This is a genomic window from Streptomyces sp. HNM0575, assembly GCF_012726265.1.
Taxonomy (GTDB): domain Bacteria; phylum Actinomycetota; class Actinomycetes; order Streptomycetales; family Streptomycetaceae; genus Streptomyces.
The window spans coordinates 69,963-89,941 of the sequence record NZ_JAASAG010000009.1; the positions used below are offsets into that span (position 1 = coordinate 69,963).

At 72.8% G+C, this 19,979-nt stretch carries 18 protein-coding genes and 1 pseudogene; 6 read left to right on the forward strand and 13 right to left on the reverse strand.

Annotation, left to right across the window (positions count from 1 at the left end):
• Positions 1-222 precede the first annotated feature (222 nt).
• The 4 genes from HCC61_RS21250 to infC form a co-directional block, all read right to left on the reverse strand.
• The gene (locus tag HCC61_RS21250) at positions 223-1,125 is read right to left on the reverse strand and encodes an RNA methyltransferase (protein ID WP_169137682.1); all 903 of its coding nucleotides are present in this window, start codon (positions 1,123-1,125) and stop codon (positions 223-225) included.
• A gap of 108 nt (positions 1,126-1,233) precedes the next feature.
• The gene (gene rplT, locus HCC61_RS21255; RefSeq protein ID WP_028436556.1) at positions 1,234-1,617 is read right to left on the reverse strand and encodes a 50S ribosomal protein L20; all 384 of its coding nucleotides are present in this window, start codon (positions 1,615-1,617) and stop codon (positions 1,234-1,236) included.
• A gap of 81 nt (positions 1,618-1,698) precedes the next feature.
• Entirely contained in the window at positions 1,699-1,893 is a 195-nt protein-coding gene (rpmI, locus tag HCC61_RS21260) for a 50S ribosomal protein L35 (RefSeq protein ID WP_070018614.1), read from the reverse strand.
• A gap of 119 nt (positions 1,894-2,012) precedes the next feature.
• Complete coding sequence (gene infC, locus HCC61_RS21265; protein WP_169138103.1) at positions 2,013-2,675, reverse strand: translation initiation factor IF-3; 663 nt, start codon at positions 2,673-2,675, stop codon at positions 2,013-2,015.
• A 383-nt stretch (positions 2,676-3,058) separates the two neighbouring features.
• On the opposite strand from infC, the gene HCC61_RS21270 reads away from it, so the two are divergent.
• Positions 3,059-3,376 carry a DUF1844 domain-containing protein gene (locus tag HCC61_RS21270; protein WP_169138105.1) on the forward strand — a complete coding sequence of 106 codons (318 nt, stop codon included), beginning with the start codon at positions 3,059-3,061 and terminating at the stop codon, positions 3,374-3,376.
• A gap of 22 nt (positions 3,377-3,398) precedes the next feature.
• On the opposite strand, the gene HCC61_RS21275 is transcribed toward HCC61_RS21270, so the two are convergent.
• The 4 genes from HCC61_RS21275 to HCC61_RS21290 all read right to left on the reverse strand — a co-directional run bounded on the left by HCC61_RS21275 (position 3,399) and on the right by HCC61_RS21290 (position 7,723).
• On the reverse strand, positions 3,399-4,136 hold the full coding sequence (locus HCC61_RS21275) for an MIP family channel protein (protein WP_169137684.1): 738 nt from the start codon (positions 4,134-4,136) through the stop codon (positions 3,399-3,401).
• 148 nt (positions 4,137-4,284) lie between these two features.
• Positions 4,285-5,046: an SseB family protein gene (locus HCC61_RS21280; RefSeq protein WP_169137686.1), complete on the reverse strand. Its 762-nt coding sequence runs from the start codon at positions 5,044-5,046 to the stop codon at positions 4,285-4,287.
• 212 nt (positions 5,047-5,258) lie between these two features.
• Positions 5,259-6,602: a type VII secretion-associated serine protease mycosin gene (mycP, locus tag HCC61_RS21285; protein ID WP_169137688.1), complete on the reverse strand. Its 1,344-nt coding sequence runs from the start codon at positions 6,600-6,602 to the stop codon at positions 5,259-5,261.
• A complete protein-coding gene (locus tag HCC61_RS21290; protein WP_240969164.1) occupies positions 6,602-7,723 on the reverse strand; it encodes a hypothetical protein in 1,122 nt (373 codons plus the stop codon). Before HCC61_RS21290 ends, mycP begins: the two co-directional genes overlap by 1 nt.
• A gap of 685 nt (positions 7,724-8,408) precedes the next feature.
• Between HCC61_RS21290 and HCC61_RS21295 the strand changes: the two genes are divergently transcribed.
• Positions 8,409-9,560: an alanine racemase gene (locus HCC61_RS21295; protein WP_169138109.1), complete on the forward strand. Its 1,152-nt coding sequence runs from the start codon at positions 8,409-8,411 to the stop codon at positions 9,558-9,560.
• A 158-nt stretch (positions 9,561-9,718) separates the two neighbouring features.
• Here the strand turns inward: HCC61_RS21295 and HCC61_RS21300 are convergent, their stop codons facing one another.
• The 4 genes from HCC61_RS21300 to HCC61_RS21315 form a co-directional block, all read right to left on the reverse strand.
• Positions 9,719-10,561 (reverse strand): DUF2510 domain-containing protein, encoded by an 843-nt coding sequence (locus HCC61_RS21300; RefSeq protein ID WP_240969175.1) that lies wholly within the window; start codon positions 10,559-10,561, stop codon positions 9,719-9,721.
• Between the two features lie 195 nt (positions 10,562-10,756).
• Positions 10,757-11,566: a 3-oxoacyl-ACP reductase gene (locus HCC61_RS21305; protein ID WP_169137692.1), complete on the reverse strand. Its 810-nt coding sequence runs from the start codon at positions 11,564-11,566 to the stop codon at positions 10,757-10,759.
• Positions 11,563-12,948 carry an aldehyde dehydrogenase family protein gene (locus HCC61_RS21310; protein ID WP_169137694.1) on the reverse strand — a complete coding sequence of 462 codons (1,386 nt, stop codon included), beginning with the start codon at positions 12,946-12,948 and terminating at the stop codon, positions 11,563-11,565. The genes HCC61_RS21305 and HCC61_RS21310 overlap by 4 nt, the downstream gene beginning before the upstream one ends.
• Before the next feature lie 10 nt (positions 12,949-12,958).
• Positions 12,959-14,326, reverse strand: coding sequence for a glutamine synthetase family protein (locus HCC61_RS21315; protein ID WP_169137696.1), 1,368 nt, complete (start codon positions 14,324-14,326; stop codon positions 12,959-12,961).
• A gap of 85 nt (positions 14,327-14,411) precedes the next feature.
• On the opposite strand from HCC61_RS21315, the gene HCC61_RS21320 reads away from it, so the two are divergent.
• The 3 genes from HCC61_RS21320 (at position 14,412) to HCC61_RS21330 (ending at position 17,869) form a co-directional block, all read left to right on the forward strand.
• Positions 14,412-15,215, forward strand: a complete 804-nt coding sequence (locus tag HCC61_RS21320) for an FCD domain-containing protein (RefSeq protein WP_169137698.1) — start codon at positions 14,412-14,414, stop codon at positions 15,213-15,215.
• A 169-nt stretch (positions 15,216-15,384) separates the two neighbouring features.
• A complete protein-coding gene (gene eat / locus HCC61_RS21325; RefSeq protein ID WP_169137700.1) occupies positions 15,385-16,899 on the forward strand; it encodes an ethanolamine permease in 1,515 nt (504 codons plus the stop codon).
• Positions 16,900-17,083: 184 nt separating this feature from the next.
• Positions 17,084-17,869 carry a gamma-glutamyl-gamma-aminobutyrate hydrolase family protein gene (locus tag HCC61_RS21330; protein WP_169138111.1) on the forward strand — a complete coding sequence of 262 codons (786 nt, stop codon included), beginning with the start codon at positions 17,084-17,086 and terminating at the stop codon, positions 17,867-17,869.
• Here HCC61_RS21330 and HCC61_RS21335 read toward each other — a convergent pair.
• Positions 17,868-18,608: pseudogene (locus tag HCC61_RS21335) on the reverse strand (helical backbone metal receptor); the annotation flags it as partial. The gene HCC61_RS21330 and the pseudogene HCC61_RS21335 sit on opposite strands and share 2 nt — an antisense overlap.
• A 323-nt stretch (positions 18,609-18,931) precedes the next feature.
• Between HCC61_RS21335 and HCC61_RS21340 the strand changes: the two are divergent.
• Entirely contained in the window at positions 18,932-19,846 is a 915-nt protein-coding gene (locus tag HCC61_RS21340) for a 5'-3' exonuclease (protein ID WP_169138112.1), read from the forward strand.
• The last annotated feature ends 133 nt before the right edge of the window (positions 19,847-19,979 follow it).

A 19,979-nucleotide genomic window follows, 5' to 3' on the forward strand; every position in this document is an offset into this window, starting at 1 on the left:
CGACGGGGACGGGGCACCACGCGGCTGCGCGCGGTCCGCCCACACATTCATCCCGCCGCACCCCCTTGTCTGGCAGCACCGGTCCACCGGCCCGAACTGGCTCCACCCCCGGGCCCGGCCACCCTACTAGTGCACCATCCGCCTGTCCCTCCCCGTGACGTGGAGCGGAAGCCGCACGGCAGGCGGCGCGACGCGCCCCGGGCGCGCGCCGGGGCGCACGGCTCATCGCGCGGGCGACCGGCCGGTGCCGCGCTGCGCGCGGCCCGAGGCGTACAGGCACACGGCGGCCGCGGTCGCCAGATTGAGGCTCTCCGCCCGGCCGTGGATCGGCACCCGCACCACTTCGTCGGCCAGTGCGCGGGTCTCCTCCGGCAGGCCCCACGCCTCGTTGCCGAAGATCCAGGCGGTGGGGCCGCTCATGGTCCCGGCGTCGAGTTCGTCGTCGAGGTCCCGCTCCCCCGCGCCGTCGGCGGCCAGCAGCCGTACGCCGGCGGCACGCAGCCCTTCGGCCGCCGCGGCGGCGGAGACGCCGACGGCCACGGGCAGATGGAAGAGCGAACCCGCCGAAGCCCGCACCGTCTTGGGGTTGTACAGATCCACGGACGCGTCGGTGAGGACCACGGCGTCGGCCCCGGCGGCGTCCGCGCAGCGCAGCACGGTGCCCGCGTTGCCCGGATCGCGTACGTGGGCGAGGACCGCCACGAGACGCGGACGGGCGGCGAGTACGTCCTCCAGCGGGGAGTCGGTGAAGCGGCACACCCCGACGAGTCCCTGCGGGCTGACGGTCTGCGTCATTCCGTCCAGGGTCTGCGGATCGGCGAGGTGTACGCGTACGCCCGACTCCCTGGCCTTCCCGACCATCCCCGCATGGCGGTCCGCGGCCTCCGGCGTCGCGAACAGCTCGACGAGGACCGGAGCGCCGCCGCCCGTACCGTCTTCCGCCCCGCCGCCCGTGCCGCTCCCCGTGCCGCCGCCGGCTCGCGCACCGACGGCCTCCCGTACCGCCTGCGGCCCCTCCGCGAGGAAACGGCGGTCCTTCGCGCGGAAGTTGCGCCGCAGCAGCCGCCGCGCCGCGGCGACCCGCGCCGAGCGCGGCGAGATCGGATCGGGGTCGGGGGTGCCCATGTGCGGCTGCTCACTTCCCGGTTCGTGACCTTGCATGACGCACGGCAGCGGACCCGCGGGCGGTGATGCCCGCGGGTCCGCTGCCGTGCGTCATGCCTGCGGTGTGCTTCAGGCGGCCTTCGGAGCGTTGACGTCGCTCGGCAGCGCCTTCTGAGCAGCCTCGACGAGCGCGGTGAAGGCACCGGCGTCGTTGACCGCGAGGTCGGCCAGGATCTTGCGGTCCACCTCGATGTTGGCGGCCTTCAGACCCTGGATGAAGCGGTTGTAGGTGATGCCGTTGGCGCGGGCCGCGGCGTTGATCCGCTGGATCCACAGCTGGCGGAAGTCGCCCTTGCGCCGCTTGCGGTCGTTGTAGTTGTAGACGTAGGAGTGGGTGACCTGCTCCTTCGCCTTCCTGTACAGACGCGAGCGCTGGCCGCGGTAGCCGCTGGCCTGCTCCAGGATCGCCCGGCGCTTCTTGTGTGCGTTGACTGACCGCTTGACGCGTGCCACTTGATAACTCCTTGGTACACGGGGCCGGTCTGGTGGGACGACCACCCAGCCCGAATCGATTGGGTCCCGGTCGAACCGGCCTTACTTGCCGAGAAGCTTCTTGGCCTTCTTGGCGTCGGCCGGGGCCATCTCGGTCTTGCCGGCCAGGCGGCGCGTCAACGTGGACGGCTTGTGCTCGAGAAGGTGGCGGCGACCGGCACGCTGGCGCATCACCTTGCCGGAGCCGGTGATCTTGAAGCGCTTACGGGCACCACTGTGCGTCTTGTTCTTGGGCATGTCGCCGTTCACTCCTCGTCGGTGACGCCCTCGCCCGGCTCGTTCCGGCCGGCGCAGGCGCCGTCTGTCGCTTGTACGGGTTGTCCTGGGTGTCCCGAGGCAGGAAGCCCCCGGAGGGCTCACGCCTCGGCGGGCTCCTCGGCGGGGTTGCTCTCCTGCTGGCGGCCGGCCTTGCGGGCGGCCTGCGCCTCGCGGGCCTCGGCCATCGCCTCGGTCTTCTTCTTGTGCGGACCGAGCACCATGATCATGTTGCGCCCGTCCTGCTTCGGGTTGGATTCCACGAAGCCCAGGTCGGCGACGTCGTCCGCGAGCCGCTGAAGCAGACGGAAGCCCAGCTCGGGCCGGGACTGCTCACGTCCACGGAACATGATCGTGATCTTGACCTTGTCACCCTGCTTGAGGAACCGGACGACGTGACCCTTCTTGGTGTCGTAGTCGTGCGGATCGATCTTCGGCCGGAGCTTCATCTCCTTGATGACCGTGTGCGCCTGGTTCTTACGCGCTTCACGGGCCTTCATGGCCGACTCGTACTTGAACTTTCCGTAGTCCATGAGCTTGCACACCGGCGGGCGGGCCGTCGCGGCCACCTCGACCAGGTCGAGGTCGTATTCCTGTGCGAGCTCCAGGGCCTTGGCAAGCGGCACGATGCCGACCTGCTCGCCACTGGGACCGACGAGTCGCACCTCAGGGACGCGAATCCGGTCGTTGATGCGGGGCTCGGCGCTGATGGGGCCTCCTCGGGTACACGGCGCGGCGGTCTGGCGGACGGCCGCGCAAGTGATGTCGTCTGTGTGACCACCGCGCCAAGGCGCAGAAAACGCCCCTGACGGACACAGGCGGTGGCTCCTCAAAGACCTGGAGCACCGACGCGAGATCCGCGGGGCGCAGCCTGACCGTTGACCCGCGGCCCCGAGGGCCGTCAGGTGGGAGATCGGAGCCTCCACTTGCGGGCTGGAGACAACTGCTCTCCAGCCGGTCGATGTCCCAGCATACCAGGGGCCGCGAACGCTCCCCACCGGGGCGGTACGGGGTCCGGGCGGCGGGCGGGGGCGGCGCGACGCGGGCGGGGCCTAGGGTGGCACGCATGAGCGACTCAGCTTCCAACGGCCCCCAGATCCCGGGCGACCGCGCTCCCGGTGCGGCGGGCGGCCCGGACTTCGACAGCATGACCCGCGACATCGCGGACGTACCGGCGGTCGAGGTGATCACCACCGTCGCGGTGCACCTGATGAGCTCGGCGGCGGTGAACCTCGGGCTGTCCGAGGGCGGGGAGGACCACCGTGACCTGGACGAGGCGCGGAAGCTCATCCACTCCCTGGCGGGACTCGTCACCGCGAGCACTACGGAGATCGGCACGTACCACGCGGCGCCGCTGCGGGACGGGCTGAAGTCGCTGCAACTGGCCTTCCGCGAGGCGTCGGCCGTACCGGACGAGCCGGGTCAGGGCCCCGGTGAGAAGTTCACGGGGCCGGTGTTCAGCTGAGGCAGAGGCGGGGGCGGTGCGCCTAGCGCGGCGAGCCCGTGGGCTGGAGGTTGCGGTGCAGGTCGGCGCCCGCGGGCGGGTGCGTGACGCGGTGCATCGCCGCGGCCAGCAGTCCGCCCACGAGCGGCGCGACGAGGAAGAGCCAGAACTGGGTCAGCGCGGCGCCGCCTGCGAAGATCGCCGGGCCCAGGCTGCGGGCCGGGTTGACCGAGGCGCCCGTGAGCGGGATGCCGATCAGGCTGACCACCGCCAGCGTCAGACCGATGGGGATGCCGCCGAAGCCCGCGATGGTGATCCGGTGCGTCATGCACAGGTAGACGTAGACGAGCAGCGCGGTCATCAGCAGCTCGGCGAGGAAGGCGCCGCCGAGGTTGATCTGCACGGCGGAGCGGTCGCCGAAGCCGTTGGTGCCGAAGCTCTCGCTGGTCTTCAGACCGGGGACCTGCTTGGCGAGCAGGAAGAGGAGCGCGGCGCCGGCGATGGCTCCGGCGAGCTGGGCGATCCAGTACTTGACGGCGGTGTGCACGTCCAGGCGCTTGGCCGCCAGCATGCCGAGGGTGACCGCCGGGTTCACGTGGGCGCCCGACACCGGCCCGAAGAGGTATGCGACGGCGAGCAGCGTGAAGCCGAACGTGAGGGCGATGCCCAGCGTCCCGATGTACTCGCCCGCCAGCACCGTGGCACCCACCCCGAAGAAGACGAGCACCAGGGTTCCCAGGAATTCCGCCGCAGTGGTCTGCAGCTCCGTCTCGGTCTGCATGGCACTCCTGACACGTCGGGATGGGTCGTCCACCATCCTCCGCCGCGCGTGCCGGGCTCGCATGTCGAGCGGGGACGCCACGGGTGCGCGGCGGGCACGGGCCGTACCTGACGGGTCAGCGCCCGGTCGCCGGTGCCGGACCGGACGGTCAGCGCCGGTAGAGGGCGCCTTCGGGCAGTGCGGTGCCTGGCGGGAGCAGGGCCAGCTCCAGGCCGCGTACGAGGCGGGAGCGCAGGGCCTCGTCGGAGGCGAGCGCTTCCGCGAGTCCGCGTACCGTCGCGGCGGCGGTCCCTGGGTCGGCCGCCGCGGCGTCGGTCAGCGTCAGGGCGAGGGTGCCGTCGGAGCCGGGGCCGCCCGGCGCGAGATGCGCGCCCGCCACCTCCGGGCGGCCGGCGAGCAGCGTGCGCAGGGCAGCCGTGACCTGCGGGTCGGCCGCGGCGTCGGTAGCGGTGCGGCCCTCGGCGAGCGCGCGCAGCGCGGGACCGGTGACCTGGAACGTCACGGGCCCGGCGAGATCCAGTACGAGGGTGTCGGCCTGCTCGTGAGCGAGCGCCTGGAGCGCCTGGTGCAGCGGCACCGCCACGGGGCGGGCCTGCGCGTTCCAGCGGGCGAGGGCGTCGGTGCTGGTGAAGGCGGGCAGCGCGCGGCGCCCTCCGGGAGAGGTGAGCGTCGGCACGGCCATGTCGCTGGTCTTCTCGCGGCGCAGTCCCGACTCGTCGACGTGGCTCTCGCCGAGCACGGCCACGACGGGCACCAGCAGCCGGGCACCTGCGAGCGCCTCCAGGACGCGCCGTTCGGCACCCGGTTCCCCGGGCGCGGACCGCCAGGCGGCCAGCGCCTCGGCGAGGGCGGGATCGGCCGCGCCGGTGTCGTCGGCGAAGCCGGGGTCGGGGATGTTCTTGAGCGCCACGAACGTGAGCTTAGTTCCGGGCCGGAGCCTCCCGGCGGCGGGGCCATGGGCCCGGGCCTCCGCGGGATGCACCGCTTCCCGTGGAGGCACGGCGGCACCGCCGACGTCCGCAACGCGCGATCCGTACCGCTGGATCCGTACCGCTCGATCCGTACCGCCACCGTCCGGATCGCGCCGTCCCTGCCGCGGTCGTCCGTACCCTCGCCGGAGCCTCAGTCGCGGGGCAGCCCGGAGCGGATGCCGCGCAGGGTCTCCAGGTTCACGCCCTTGTGCACCGCCACCGCGCCGCCGATCAGCAGCAGGCCCAGTACGGCGGCGATGGTCGCCAGCCACCCGGCGCTCGGTCCGTCGTCGGGACCGGTGCCGAAGAACTCGCTCCGGTACGGCGGGTTGCTGGGCTCCTGCTTGCGGGGCTTGATGTTCGAGCCCGTCTCGATGGCAGCCGCCGGGTCGACGACGCCCGTGCCGAGCGCGTCGCTGCGCCCCCCTTCGGGGGTGTGCCGGGCGGTGTCCGACATCAGCTCCTTGATCTGCGCGGGGCTGAGGTCGGGGTGTGCCGCCCGTACGAGAGCCACCGCGCCGGAGGCGAAGGCCGAGGCCGCGCTGGTGCCCCACCCCTCGTAGTACTGCCGGTCCGGGTCGGCGATCATGACCTGCTTCCCGGGGGCCGCGACCGTCGCATACCAGCGCCGGGTGGAGAACGAGGCGCGCGCCCCGTGACGGTCGACGGCCGTGACCGCGACCACGCCGGGGTAGGCCGCCGGATAGGAGACGTGGTCGCCCTCCTCACCGCCGTTGCCCGCGGAGGCCACGACGACGGCGCCCTTGCGCTGCGCGTAGCGGACCGCGGCGTCCTCGCCGGGTTCGGGGTGGGCGGAGCTGCTGTCGTCTCCCAGGGAGAGGTTGATGACATCGGCGCCGTGGTCGGCGGCCCAGCGGATCCCGGCGGCGAGTGCGGTGGGACGCCGGTTGCGGGCCTCCTTGCGCTCCGGGTCGCTGTCCTCCAGCAGGACCCGTACGGGCATGATCTTCGCGTCCGGGGCGACGCCGAGCACGCCGAGCTTGCCGCCCTTGCCGTGTCCGTGGCCCGCGATGATGCCCGCCATGGCCGTGCCGTGACGGGCCCAGGCGCGGTCGCCCTTCTTCGCGCCCATGCCGATGAAGTCCTTGCCGCCGTGGACGGTGCCCTTCAGATCGGGGTGGCCGGGGTCGACGCCGGTGTCGAGCACGGCGACCGTGATGCCCCTGCCCTTGGTGGTCTTCCAGGCGTCCGGCGCGTGGATCGCCTTCAGGCCCCACTGCTGCCGCTGGATGCCCTCGCCGTCCGCCGCGTCGGCGCTTCCGGCGGCCGGGACCGTCAGGAGGAGTCCGAGCGCGGCGGCGAGCGCGGCCGTGACTCGCCGCGGGCGCCCGCCCTCGGTCGTGACCCGCCGCGGGCGGGCGGCGCGCACGGAACGGGACCGGTCGCGCGCGCCGTTCCGGCGGGTGCCCGCAGGCCCCCTCCCCGCAGGACGGCCGCCCTCGGCACCGGTGTCCGTGTTGCGGGTGTACGTCATCACTCGTCCTCTGCTTCCGCCGCGCTGCGCAGCCGCTGCTCGATGCGGTCCGCGATGCCCTGTGCGTCGTGGCCGAGTCCGGCCTGCGCCGCGGCGGATGTCTCGCCCCTCTCCGTCGCCTCGGCCGCGGGCTGCGGATCGCTGACCACGCGCCCGTCGGCGAAGCCGCTCACCGCGTAGACGACGACGGGCGCGTCCGAGAGCACCCGGATCGTCCAGCTGGCGCGCTGCGCGTCGCCGAAGTCGGCGGAGACCGTGCCGCGCGACGCATACGGACGGGGCATCAGGTCGGTGCGCTCGCTGAGGTTCTCCACGGCGAACCGCTTGCGCAGCGCGCGCATGCCCGCGCCCTCGGAGCGGGTGAAGTGCAATCCGACCGTGATGACGTTGCTGGTGGTCTCGTCGGCGTATGTCGCCCGTACGAGACGGCTGCATCCGACGGGAGAGAGCGCCTTGGCGAGCAACGGGTCGAACGCGCCACGGCAGTTGCTGTCGGGCGCGACGGCGACGCGTACCCATCGGCGGTCGGCGCCGCCGGGTCCGGCGCCCTTGCCTTCGAGCACGCGGGGGAAGAGCTGGTCGACGGTGTTGTTGTGCCAGGCGGCGCGCATCTCGTCGAACGAGCCGTCCGTGACCGCCTGCTGGCCGGGATCGTCGGTGAGCCAGGTGCCGGCGGCGGCGCCGCCGAGGAGTCCGACGCCGAGCACGAGACAGACGGCGGCTGCGACGGTGCGCGGCGCGGGCCGGTTGTGCACGGGCCGGTCGCGGACGGGCCTCAACTGCCAGGTGGGAGGCCCCGGATCGGCGAGGCCGCCGGGCTGTCCGGCCTCTCCGGGGAATCCGGGCGGTGCGGGGGGCGCCGGCGTGCGCGGTGACGGGACGCCGCCCGGAGCCGAGGTGCCCGGACCGGAAGCGCCCGAAGCCGAAGTGCCCGAACCCGAAGTGCCCGGGCCTGGAGCGCCGGTGCCGCCCGCGCTCCCGGACGTTCCCGTTCCGCCTCTCGCCGACATGCCGCTCTGCCCGTCCGTGCCCCTCGCGTACGGCCCTCGCCGCAGCGTCTCGGACGTCAGCGGCTCCCCGGTGGGCGGCGGAGGCTGAGGCGTCGAGGCGGACCAGGGCATGCGCGGCCCTCCGGACGAAGCGGAAGCGGCCGAGGGAGCGGACGGGGCGGACGGGGACCGCGGTCCGCCGGGCCTGGACGCGTCCGGTTCCGTGTCGTGCGGCATCTGTGGGCTGGGCTCGTCTCTCTGGGGATGCTCCACGGACGCGCCCCGGCGCGGAGGCGCGGACGGGCGCGGGGGAAATGCTGGGCGGGGAGGGGCCTGGGGACGTCTGGGAAATGAGTCCCGTTCCGGCTCAGATGAAGGGTCCGGCGAGTGCGTGCGGTCGGCGTCAGTGCTCATCTGCACCCCTCCCGCGCGCAGTGCCACCCCACACGACTCCCTTTCGGGGCATGCCGGTTCGTATCGGACAGCACGCCGCTGGTCCAGACTCATGACAGCGTGCGGCCGTCACTCTACGGTGCGAACTGGTGGTCCCGGCAACCCGGTCGGGCAGATGCCAGGGCTGTCCCGCACAGCTCCGCTCTGGCAAGCTGCCGGGGTGCCCGAAGCCGATCCGGAACCCACAGCCCGTACTTCAGCCCGTACTTCAGCACGTACTTCAGCACGGCCCGCCGCAGGTCCCGCGGCACGTCGCGGCGCGGATCGCGCAAGTCCCGCCGCGAGTACCGCCGCAGGCCCCGACGCAGCTTCTGCCGCAAGTCCCGCCGCCGACCGTGCCCGCTACGACCGCGCGACCGCGCACCTGGACGCGCCGTTCGCCGTCGTCGACCTCCAGGCCTTCGACGAGAACGCCGACGACCTCGTGCGCCGTGCCGGCGGCAAGCCGGTGCGCGTGGCGAGCAAGTCGGTGCGCTGCCGTGCCCTGTTGGAGCGTGTGCTCGCGCGCGACGGCTTCGCCGGCGTACTGAGCTTCACCCTCCCCGAGTCCCTCTGGCTGGCCCGCTCGGGCATCGACGACGTACTGCTGGCGTATCCGTCGGCCGACCGGTCCGGCTTCGCGGAACTCGCCGCCGATCCGAAGCTCGCGCAGAGCGTGACCGTGATGGTGGACGACACCGCACAGCTCGATCTGATCGACGCCGCGCGCGACGGCGGCACCCAGGAGATCCGGGTCTGCCTCGAACTCGACACCTCACTGCGGATGCTGGACGGACGCGTCCGGGTCGGGGCCCGCCGGTCGCCGCTGCACTCCCCCACCCTGCTCGCGGAACTGGCCCGCTCCATCACCCGCCGCAAGGGCTTCCGGCTGACCGGTCTGATGGCGTACGAGGGGCACATCGCGGGCGTCGGCGACGACGCTCCCGGCAACTGGCCGCGCACGCGGGGCGTGCGGCTGATGCAGGCCGCCGCCCGGCGCGAACTGGCGGCGCGACGTGCCGCGGCGGTGCACGCGGTGCGCCGCGTGGTGCCCGACCTGGAGCTCGTCAACGGCGGCGGTACGGGCAGCGTGCAGTACACGGCCGCCGAGGACGCCGTCACCGAAATCGCGGCGGGCTCGGGCCTGTTCGCGCCACGCCTCTTCGACCACTACACGTCCTTCACGGCCAGGCCCGCGGCGCTGTTCGCGCTGCCGGTCGTACGCAGGCCGGGCGTGGGCGTGGTGACCGTACTGGGCGGCGGATATCCGGCGTCGGGGGCACCCGGCGCCGACCGGCTGCCGCAGCCCTATCTGCCCCGTGGTCTGCGCTACGACAAGCAGGAGGGTGCGGGAGAGGTCCAGACGCCGCTGCTCGGGCCGGCCGCCGACGAACTGGCGGTGGGAGACCGGGTCTGGTTCCGGCACGCGAAGGCGGGTGAGCTGTGCGAGCGGTTCGACACGCTGTACGCGATCGAGGGCGACCGCGTCACGGGCTCCCTGCCTACGTACCGGGGCGAGGGCCGCACCTTCCTCTGAGTTCCCGCCGCTGAGTCCCCGCCGAGTCTCCTCTGAGTCCCCTCTGGGCGGGGGCATTTGAACGGGGCGGCCGAGGCGGTCTCCGTCTCCGACGCCTTCGTCGGGCACCCCCGGTCGTACGCCCGCCGTCAGTCACCCCTCGTCATACGCCCGCGTCTTCAGATGTCCTCGCCGGGGTCGTCCTGTCCGCCGTCGTCCGCCTCCTCGACTCCCTCGGCCAGCTTGTCCATGTCGCTCAGCGGCGGCGCGGAATCGGCGATGTCGAAGCCGGTGTGCATCAGCAGCATCTCGCCCGATCCGTCGGGGTGTTCGAAGGCCACCGTCTCCACGTAGGCGTCCGGCTTGGTGCGGTTGACGATCTTCCAGCGCACGCGGTACGCGTCCTCGCCCGCCACCGACGTCTTCTCGGAGGCCACCGCCTCGTGCGAGGTGATGCCGCCGTAAGTGCCCTTGCTGTAGGCGGTCCTGGCGAAGCGCTCGATGTCGTTCTTCGCCGTGTCCTCCTCGCTGCGGCTGTCCGTGGGCGCCACGACGATCGAGGACGAGCCGCGCAGACAGCTCTCCTTCTTGCTGCCGGGGCACTTGTACTCCCCGGTCGTCACCACCGGCCCGAACGGGTCGTGCTCCCAGCCGTTCAGCACGGGCAGATCGATCCCGGTGGCCGGGAGATCTCCCTCGGGTCCTTCCGGTGCTCCCGGCCCGTCGCCGGGGCCGCCCTTCTTCCCGTCGGGCGGAGCGGGTTCACTGCCGGACGCTCCGCCGCCCGCCTGGTCGTGCGCGGCGCCTCCCGCGCGCACCCCGAAGGTGAGGACCGCGCTGACGACGAGTGCCGTGACGAGCACCGCCGCGCCGACGACGCCCGCGACGAGCGGGCCGCGTACCGCCGCCTTGGTGCGGGTCTGGCCCGTCCACGAGGCGCCGTCCCACCACCGCTCCGCGGAGGGCGAGTTGGCTCTCTGCGCCGGGTCGGGGTCGGGGTACCAGCCGGGCGGCGTCGTCATGCTCACGCACTGCACTGTAGGACAACAGTTGTACGATTCACATGGCCACCGCCCGGCGGGAACGCCCGCGCGGGGCCCGGCAGAAGCGGGTGGAACCGGGCGGAACGCACCGAAGAGCGCGAGACCGGGGGCCGCGGCGAAGAACCCTCCCGACGGCCCCCGTCAGCGGGGCGTCCGTCAGCGGGGGGGCGTCCGTCAGAGCGGCGTCACGTAGGCCCCCGAGATGCCGCCGTCCACCATGAAGTCCGTCGCGTTGACGAACGACGCGTCGTCGCTGGCCAGGAAGGCGACGGCGGCGGCGATCTCCTCCGGCTCCGCGAAGCGCCCCGGCGGCACGTGCACCAGGCGGCGCTGCGCCCGCTCCGGGTCCTTCGCGAACAGCTCCTTCAGCAGCGGGGTGTTGACCGGTCCCGGGCAGATCGCGTTGACCCTGATGCCCTCGCGGGCGAACTGCACGCCGAGCTCCCGCGACATGGCCAGCACACCGCCCTTGGACGCCGTGTAGCTGATCTGCGACGTGGCGGCGCCCAGCACGGCCACGAAGGACGCCGTGTTGATGACCGAGCCGCGCCCCTGCCGCTGCATGTACGGGATGGCGTGCTTGCAGCACAGGTAGACCGACGTGAGGTTGACCTGCTGCACGCGCTGCCAGGCGTCGATGCCGGTGCTGAGGATCGAGTCGTCGTCGGGCGGCGAGATGCCCGCGTTGTTGAAGGCGATGTCGACCGAGCCGTACGTCTCGTGCGCCGTACGGAAGAGGGCCTCGACCTGGTCGGAGTCGGTGACGTCCGTCTCCACGTAGAGTCCGCCGGTCTCCTCGGCCGCGGCCTTGCCGCGCTCGCCGTCGACGTCGGCGCAGACCACGCGTGCGCCCTCGGCGGCCAGTCGCCGTGCCGAGGCGAGGCCGATGCCGCTGCCCGCGCCGGTGACGACGGCCGTACGGCCCGTCAGACGGCGGCAGTTGGAGGCGGCTGCTCCGGCGGGGTCGGTGCGCGGTTCGGTCACGGCTGCTCCTCCGTACTGACGAAGACGTTCTTGGTCTCGGTGAAGGCGGCGACGGCGTCGGGGCCGAGTTCACGGCCGAGGCCCGACTGCTTGTAGCCGCCGAAGGGGGTCGTGTAGCGCACGGCGCTGTGGGAGTTGACGGACAGGTTGCCTGCCTGGACCGCCCGGGAGACGCGCAGCGCACGTCCCACGTCGCGGGTCCAGACGGATCCGGCGAGGCCGTACTCGGAGTCGTTGGCGATGCGTACGGCCTCGGCCTCGTCGTCGAAGGGGATCGCCACGGCGACGGGGCCGAAGATCTCCTCGGCGCTGCGCCGGTCGCCGGGACGGCCCTCCAGCACCGTCGCCGGATACCAGAAGCCCTTGCCCGCGGGGACCTCGCCGCGGATCAGCGCGGGCTCGTCCTCCGGCACGTAGCCGCGCACCCGTTCACGCTGGCGGTGCGAGATCAGCGGGCCCATGGACGTCGCCGGGTCGGACGGATCGCCCGCCGTGAATGCCTTGACCGCGGGCTCCAGCAGCTCCAGGAAGCGGTCGTAGACCTGTCGCTGCACGAGGATGCGGCTGCGGGCGCAGCAGTCCTGCCCGGTGTTGTCGAGGAACGAGCCGGGGGCGGCGGTGGCGGCGAGCGGCAGATCGGCGTCGGCGAAGACGATGTTGGGGCTCTTGCCGCCGAGTTCGAGCGTCACGCGCTTCACGCTCGCCGCGCACCTCGCCATGATGTCCTTGCCCACGGCCGTCGAGCCGGTGAAGACGATCTTGGCGACCCGCGGATGCTCCACGAGTGCGGTGCCCGCCACCGGGCCCTCGCCGGGCAGCACTTGGAAGAGGCCTTCGGGCAGTCCTGACTCCAGGGCCAGTTCGCCGAGGCGCAGCGCGGTCAGCGGCGTGGTCTCCGCCGGCTTGAGCACGACGGCGTTGCCGGCCGCCAGCGCGGGAGCCGACCCCCAGGCGGCCACCGGCATGGGGAAGTTCCAGGGCGCGATGACGCCTACGACGCCGAGGGGTTCGGCGAAGGTGATGTCGATGCCGCCTTCGACGGGGATCTGCCGCCCGTTGAGGCGCTCCACGCCTCCCGCGGCGTAGTCGAGGAGGTCCCGTACGTTGCCCGCCTCGAATCGGGCGTTCCCGAGCGGATGTCCCGCCTCCCGCACCTCCAACTCCGCGAGCTCTTCGAGGTGTTCGTCGACCGTGACGGCGAACCGGCGCAGCAGCCGGGCCCGTTCGCCCGGGGCGAGGGCCGCCCACGCGCTCTGGGCGCTCACGGCGCGGCGGACCGCGGCGTCGACGTCCCCGGGCCCGGCGGCCGTGACGGTGGTGATCAGTTCCTCGGTCGCCGGGTTGACGACCGGGAGTCCGTCCGTGTGGTGCTCGTCCTGCAAGTCCCGTACCTCACATGCGCTCGAAGGAGCGGAAGCGCTCCCAGTCGGTGACGGCGGTGTCGTACGCCTGCTGCTCGACGGCCGCCATGTTGCTGTAGTGCGCGACGACTTCCTCGCCGAACGCCTCGCGTGCGAGCGCGCTGCGCTCCCACAGCTCGGCCGCGTCCCGCAGTGTGCTGGGCACGTGCTCGGCGTCGCCGTTGTACGCGTTGCCCGTGCAGGCCTCCGACGGCTCCAGCTTCTGGTCGATGCCGTGGAGTCCCGCGGCGATCATTCCCGCGGTGGCGAGATACGGATTGACGTCGCCGCCCGGCACCCGGTTCTCCAGCCGGTGGCCCTGGCCGTGTCCGATGACGCGCAGCGCGCACGTGCGGTTGTCGGGCCCCCAGGCGACGGCGGTCGGCGCGAAGGACCCCGGCTGGAACCGCTTGTAGGAGTTGATGTTCGGGGCGTAGAGCAGCGTGAACTCGCGCATCGCGGCGAGCTGTCCGGCCAGGAAGTGGCGCATCGTGGCGGACATGCCGTACGGGCCGTCGTCGTCGGCGAGGACCGGGGCGCCGTTCTCGTCGCGCAGCGAGAGATGGATGTGGCAGGAATTGCCCTCGCGCTCGTCGTACTTGGCCATGAAGGTGAGCGCCTGCCCCGACTGGGCGGCGATCTCCTTGGCGCCGGTCTTGTAGACGACGTGCTGGTCGCAGGTCGTGAGCGCCTCGTCGTAGCGGAACGCGATCTCGTGCTGGCCGAGGTTGCACTCGCCCTTCGCGGACTCCACGCGCATCCCGGCGGCGCCCATCTCGTTGCGGATCCGGCGCAGCAGCGGCTCCACGCGGCTGGTGCCGAGCATCGAATAGTCCACGTTGTACTGGTTCGCCGGGGTCATCCCCCGGTACGCGCTGTTCCAGGCCTGCTCGTAGGTGTCCTGGAAGACCATGAACTCCAGCTCGGTGCCCGCGTACGCGCTCCAGCCGCGCTCCGCGAGCCGGTCGAGCTGGCGGCGGAGGATCTGCCGGGGCGACGCGACGACGGGCGAACCGTCGTGCCACGCGAGATCGGCCGTGATCATCGCCGTGCCCGGGTTCCACGGGACGAGGCGGAGCGTGCTGGTGTCGCCGTGCATGGCGAAGTCGCCGTAGCCGCGCTCCCAGGACGACATGGTGTAGCCGTCGACGGTGTTCAGGTCGACGTCCACGGCGAGGAGGTAGTTGCAGCCCTCGGTGCCGTGTTCCAGGACGTCGTCGAGGAAGTGGCGGGCCGCGAAGCGTTTGCCTTGCAACCGCCCTTGCATGTCGGTGAAGGCCAGGGCGACTGTGTCGATCTCCTCCCGTTCGACGAGCACGCGCAGCTCGTCCAATGAGAGCGGGGGTGTGCGGTCTGCCACGTCTGGCCTCCTGTCGGTCCGCGGGAAGTCATAAGGTAGTCCGGAAGACCATTGGCGCGGAAGGGGTTCCGATGAGGGAGGGCCAGTGAGCGCCGGGCAGGACACCGGGGCAGGGGGATCCGCCGGCCCGGGAGAGGACGCCGACCGGCTCGCCGCGGTGCTCCGCCCGGTTCGGGCGGGCAACGGCTTCGAGGAGGCGCTGGAGCAGATACTCCAGATCGTGCGGCTGGGCCTGGTGCCCGACGGCGAACGCCTGCCCGCCGAGCGCGAATTGGCCGGACGCCTGGGCATCAGCCGCGTCATGCTGCGCGAGGTGCTGAAGGTCCTCGCGGAGCAGGGCCTCGTGGTCAGTCGCCGCGGACGCTACGGCGGCACCTTCGTGCGGCATCAGCAGCCGCCGTCCCCCGGCGAGGGCTCCCCGCAGGAGCTGCGGCGCGGCGCCCCGGGGACGGCCGGGGCCCCGGGGCCGGCCGGCGACCTGGACGTACGGGACACCCTCCGCTTCCGCGAGGTGCTGGAGACCGGCGCGGCCGAACTGTGCGCGTCCCGCGGGCTGGAGGACGCCGAGGCCGCACGGCTGCGCACCGCGCTCGACGCGACGCGCAACGCGGACCTGGCCGGCTACCGGCGCAGCGACACGCTCTTCCACCTCACCCTCGTCGAGCTGGCCGGCTCCCCCACACTGACCGCCCAGTACGCGGCCGTACGCGCCAAGGTCAACGATCTGCTGGGCCGCATCCCGCTGCTGGTGCGCAACCTGGAGCACGCACAGCAGCAGCACGCGGAGCTCGTCGACGCCGTGCTGGCGGGCGATTCCGAGCGTGCGCGCCGCGTCAGCCGTGAGCACTGCGCGGGCACCGCCGCGCTGCTGCGGGGGTTCCTGACATGACCTTCCGCGCCGCTTCCGCACCGGTGAGGGGGACGGTCGCGAAGGGTTCTGAGGCACCCGAGGGGTGGACGCGCACACGTAACTGCCGCGTAACGTGCGAGGGGTTGCGCTGTGCCCCACCTCGGAGCAAAGGTATGTGACCACACCAATGCCGAGGGTAGGAGCGGTCATGGCCGAAGGAACCAAGTCCTCGCACTCGTCCCCCGATACCGGCCCGGAGAGCGCCGAGGCCTATCTCCAGGCCCGTTCGCTGCGGCGCGGCAGCGCCGGATGGCTGCTGCTGACCGGCCTCGGCGTCGCATACGTCGTCTCCGGCGACTACGCGGGCTGGAACTTCGGTCTCGCCGAGGGCGGCTTCGGCGGCCTGGCGATAGCCACCGTGCTCATGGGCACGATGTACACCTGCCTCGTCTTCTCCCTCGCGGAGCTCTCCTCGGTCCTGCCGACCGCCGGCGGCGGCTACGGCTTCGCCCGCCGCGCGCTGGGGACTTGGGGCGGCTTCCTGACCGGTACGGCGATCCTCATCGAGTACATCCTCGCCCCGGCGGCCATCTCCGTCTTCATCGGCGGATACGTCGAATCGCTGGGCCTGTTCGGCATCCACGCCGGCTGGCCCGTCTACCTCGTGTGCTTCGCGATCTTCATCGGCATCCATCTGTGGGGCGTCGGCGAGGCGCTGCGCTTCAGCTTCGTCGTCACGGGCATCGCGGTCGCGGCCCTGCTGGTCTTCTGCATCGGCGCGTTCACGCACTTCGGCGACGCCTCGCTCAACGACGTCGCGGTCGACGGCGCCGCCTTCGGCTCCAGTTCGTGGCTGCCGCTGGGCCTGCTGGGCATCTGGGCCGCGTTCCCGTTCGGCATGTGGTTCTTCCTCGGCGTCGAAGGCGTGCCGCTGGCGGCCGAGGAGGCCCGCGACCCGGTACGGGCCATGCCGAAGGCCCTGGCCTTCTCCATCGGCATCCTGGTGCTGCTCGCCGTGCTGACGCTGATCCCCGCTGCCGGCGCTGCCGGTTCGGACGCCATCAAGGACGCCGACAACCCGCTCGTGGCGGCGCTCCAGGCGGCCACCGGCGGCGAGGCGACGACGCTGAGCCGGATCGTCAACTACGCGGGCCTCGCAGGCCTGGTGGCCTCCTTCTTCTCGCTCATCTTCGCCGGCTCGCGGCAGCTCTTCGCCCTGTCACGGGCCGGCTACCTGCCGCGCTTCCTGTCGCTGACGAGCCGCCGCAAGGCGCCCTACCTGGGGCTGCTGGTGCCCGGCGCGATCGGCTTCTCGCTGGCGGCGGCCACCGGCGACGGCGCGCGCATGCTCAACATCGCCGTCTTCGGCGCGGCCATCTCCTACGTGCTGATGTCGCTCTCGCACATCGTGCTGCGGCGCCGCGAGCCGGAGCTGCCGCGGCCGTACCGCACACCGGGCGGGCTCCTCACCTCGTCGGTCGCCTTCGTGCTGGCCTGCGCGGCGGTCGTCGCCACGTTCCTGGTCGACCCGATGGCGGCCGGGATCGCCCTCGTCCTGTACGCCGTGGCCGTCGCCTACTTCGCCTTCTACAGCCGGCACCGGCTGGTGGCCGCGGCCCCCGAGGAGGAGTTCGCGGCGCTCGCGGCGGCCGAGGCGGAGCTGGAGCGCGACTCCGGAGACAGCGAACCGGCGCCCGCTCCCGCGCCGGGTCCGCGCTCCTAGCGCATCCGGTACGAGTTACATCCGGCACGGGCGCCTGCCCCGTCCCGTACGAAGGGTGCGTACGGGACGGGCCGTACGGCGCCCGTAGGCTGGAGAACCGTACGACCGGCGGACCGCGACGACCGGACGCCGGTGACCGTGGACGAGACCGCCGCCGGAGGCTTCCTTCATGCAGACACCCTTCATGCAGACACCGCTGATCGGCGTCAGCACCTACATGGAGAACGATGTCCGCTGGGGCGTGTGGCAGCACCGGGCCGCGGTGCTGCCCGCCGGATACCACCGCCTGGTGCAGCGGGCCGGCGGATGCGCCCTGCTGCTGCCGCCGGACCGCGAAGAGCAGGCGGCCCGCGTCGTCGGCAGGCTCGACGCCCTGGTCGTCTCCGGCGGACCGGACGTCGAACCCGCACGGTACGGGGCCGAGACCGCACCGGACTGCGGACCGGCCGACCCCGAGCGTGACGCATGGGAACTGGCCCTGACACGGGCCGCGTTGGACCAGGGCGTGCCGCTGCTGGGCATCTGCCGCGGCATGCAGATCCTCAACGTGCTGCTGGGCGGCACCCTCGTCCAGCACATGGAGGGCCACCGCGGCAGCCCGGGAGTCTTCGCCGAGCACGGCGTACGGCCCGTGGCCGGGACCCGGCTCGCGGAGGTGCTGCCGGAGCCGGTGTCAGTGCCGACGTACCACCATCAGGCGGTGGCACGGCTCGGCGAGGGACTCGTGGCCGGGGCGCACGCCGAGGACGGCACGGTCGAGGCGCTCGAACTCCCCGGCGGCGAGCACCCGTTCGTGCTGGCCGTGCAGTGGCACCCCGAGGAGGGCCAGGACGTACGCGTCATGCGCGCTCTGGTGGAGGCGGCGCGGACGGAAGCGGACCGTCGGGATGCGGCCCCTCGGGATACCGCCCGTCGGGATGCGGAGCCTGCGCGGGCCGAGCCTGCGCGCGCGGCCCCGGCGGCCGGCTGAGCGCCGTGCGCAGCGCCCCAGCGAGGGCGCCAGGCGCTTCGGCGAGCGAGGGCCCGTACCAGGTCAGGAAGCGCCCGTCGACGAGAGCGGCGGGCAGTGCGGGGAAGGCCTCCGGCCCGTCCTCCGCGGTGAAGCGGTAGGGCTCGTCCGGCAGTACGACGAGATCGGCGCGCCCCGGCTCGTTCAACTCCCCTACGGGCACCTTCGGATAGCGCTCCGCGTGCCCTCCGTAGACGTTGCGCACCCCGAGATGCGCCAGCAGCGCGCCCGCGAAGGTGTCGCGGCCGAGCACCATCCACGACCTGCGCCACACCGGGACCACGGCCCGCACGTCGAACTCCGCGCGCACCTCCCGCCAGGCGGCCTCCGCCGCGTCGAGCCAGGCGGGCCGCGTGAGCCCGCAGCCCGCGGTCAGCATCCGCTCCAGCTCGGTGAACGCCTGCGGCAGCGTGCGGACTTCGGTGACCAGGACCTCCAGACCGGCCGCGCGCAGGGCGGCGAGATCCGCCTCCCGGTTCTCCTCCTCGTTCGCCACGACGAGGTCGGGGGCGAGGGAGACGATCAGCTCGACGTCCGGATTCTTGGTGCCCCGCACCCGGGGCACATCCAGCCCCGGAGGATGGCTGCACCAGTCGGTGGCACCGGCCAGCAGGCCGGGCGCGGTGGCCGCCAGCGCCTCGGTGAGCGACGGTACGAGTGAGACGACGCGTCGCACGGTGCCGGTACTTGTCAGCGCCATACCGGCACCGTACGCCCCCCGTGCGACCAAGGCGCCGCTCCCCCGTACGGCGGCCCGCCTCCCGGTGGTCGCCCGCCGCGGCTTGCCGGCGGCCGGAGGGCGCGTTCCTCGTACGGAGAAGAGAGTAGGCCGGTATCGGCCGATGGGGCAGGCCAATTCGCGCCACGCGCAAGGGCGTCGGGGACGCGTCGCGGAGACTCCGCGAGGGGATCCGGGACGAGCGGTCCCGACGGGCGTGCCGGGGGGCACGAAGCCGCTGCGCTCCGCTGTCCGACCTGTACGGCATCATCGGGGCCGTGACTACGACGACCGCGCGACGCCTGATGCTCCTGGACACCTCGTCCCTCTACTTCCGTGCGTACTTCGGTGTGCCGGACTCGGTCAGGGCGCCCGACGGCACCCCGGTCAACGCCGTGCGCGGGCTGCTCGACTTCATCGCGCGGCTGGTGGGCAGCCGCCACCCGGAATCGCTGGTGGCCTGCATGGACTTCGACTGGCGTCCCCAGTGGCGCGTCGACCTCATCCCGTCCTACAAGGCGCACCGCGTGGCCGAAGAGGCGGCCGCCGGACCGGACGCGGAGGAGATCCCGGACACTCTCGCGCCGCAGGTGCCCGTGATCGACGAGGTGCTGGACGCGATCGGCATCGCCCGCGTCGGCGCGGCGGGCTACGAGGCGGACGACGTCATCGGCACCCTCACCGCCCGCGCGGCCTCGCCCGTGGACATCGTCACCGGCGACCGCGACCTGTTCCAGCTGATCGACGACGCCCGGGGCGTACGGGTGCTGTATCCGGTCAAGGGCGTGGGGAACCTGGACGTCTACGACGGTGCCGCGCTGCGCGCCAAGTACGGCGTGGACGGCGCGGGTTACGCCGATCTCGCCCTGCTGCGCGGCGACCCGAGCGACGGGCTGCCCGGCGTGCAGGGCATCGGCGAGAAGACGGCCGCGAAGCTGCTGGAGCGCTACGGCGACCTGGCGGGGATCATCGCGGCCGCCGACGACCCGGCGTCGGCGATCACGCCCGCGCAGCGCAAGCGGCTGGCCGAGGCGCGCCCCTATCTGGCGGTGGCACCGAAGGTGGTGCGGGTCGCCGACGACGTGGCACTGCCGGAGTTCGACGCGGCCCTGCCGGTCCGGCCGTGGGACCCGCGGGCGCTGGATGTGCTCGCGGAGCGGTGGGGCCTCGGCGGCTCATTGGAACGGCTGCTGAACGTACTGGCGGAGCGGGAGGGCTGAGCGCGGACTCGGGCGAGGGCTCGGGCAGGCCGCCGCGCACCGGCAGCCGGGCCGTATCCCGCAGATCGTCCGTCTGCCTTCCGGCGCGGCATACGCGGCGTGAAGTGGTAGCTTTGGGGAACTTAGGCAAACC

Bases quoted from the DNA above. Each gene is read 5' to 3' on its own strand.
- HCC61_RS21250 (WP_169137682.1), bottom strand. From the start codon at position 1,125: ATGGGCACCCCCGACCCCGATCCGATCTCGCCGCGCTCGGCGCGGGTC.
- rpmI (WP_070018614.1), bottom strand. From the start codon at position 1,893: ATGCCCAAGAACAAGACGCACAGTGGTGCCCGTAAGCGCTTCAAGATC.
- HCC61_RS21270 (WP_169138105.1), top strand. From the start codon at position 3,059: ATGACCCGCGACATCGCGGACGTACCGGCGGTCGAGGTGATCACCACC.
- HCC61_RS21275 (WP_169137684.1), bottom strand. From the start codon at position 4,136: ATGCAGACCGAGACGGAGCTGCAGACCACTGCGGCGGAATTCCTGGGA.
- mycP (WP_169137688.1), bottom strand. From the start codon at position 6,602: ATGACGTACACCCGCAACACGGACACCGGTGCCGAGGGCGGCCGTCCT.
- HCC61_RS21290 (WP_240969164.1), bottom strand. From the start codon at position 7,723: ATGCCCTGGTCCGCCTCGACGCCTCAGCCTCCGCCGCCCACCGGGGAG.
- HCC61_RS21300 (WP_240969175.1), bottom strand. From the start codon at position 10,561: ATGACGACGCCGCCCGGCTGGTACCCCGACCCCGACCCGGCGCAGAGA.
- eat (WP_169137700.1), top strand. From the start codon at position 15,385: ATGGCCGAAGGAACCAAGTCCTCGCACTCGTCCCCCGATACCGGCCCG.
- HCC61_RS21330 (WP_169138111.1), top strand. From the start codon at position 17,084: ATGCAGACACCGCTGATCGGCGTCAGCACCTACATGGAGAACGATGTC.
- HCC61_RS21340 (WP_169138112.1), top strand. From the start codon at position 18,932: ATGCTCCTGGACACCTCGTCCCTCTACTTCCGTGCGTACTTCGGTGTG.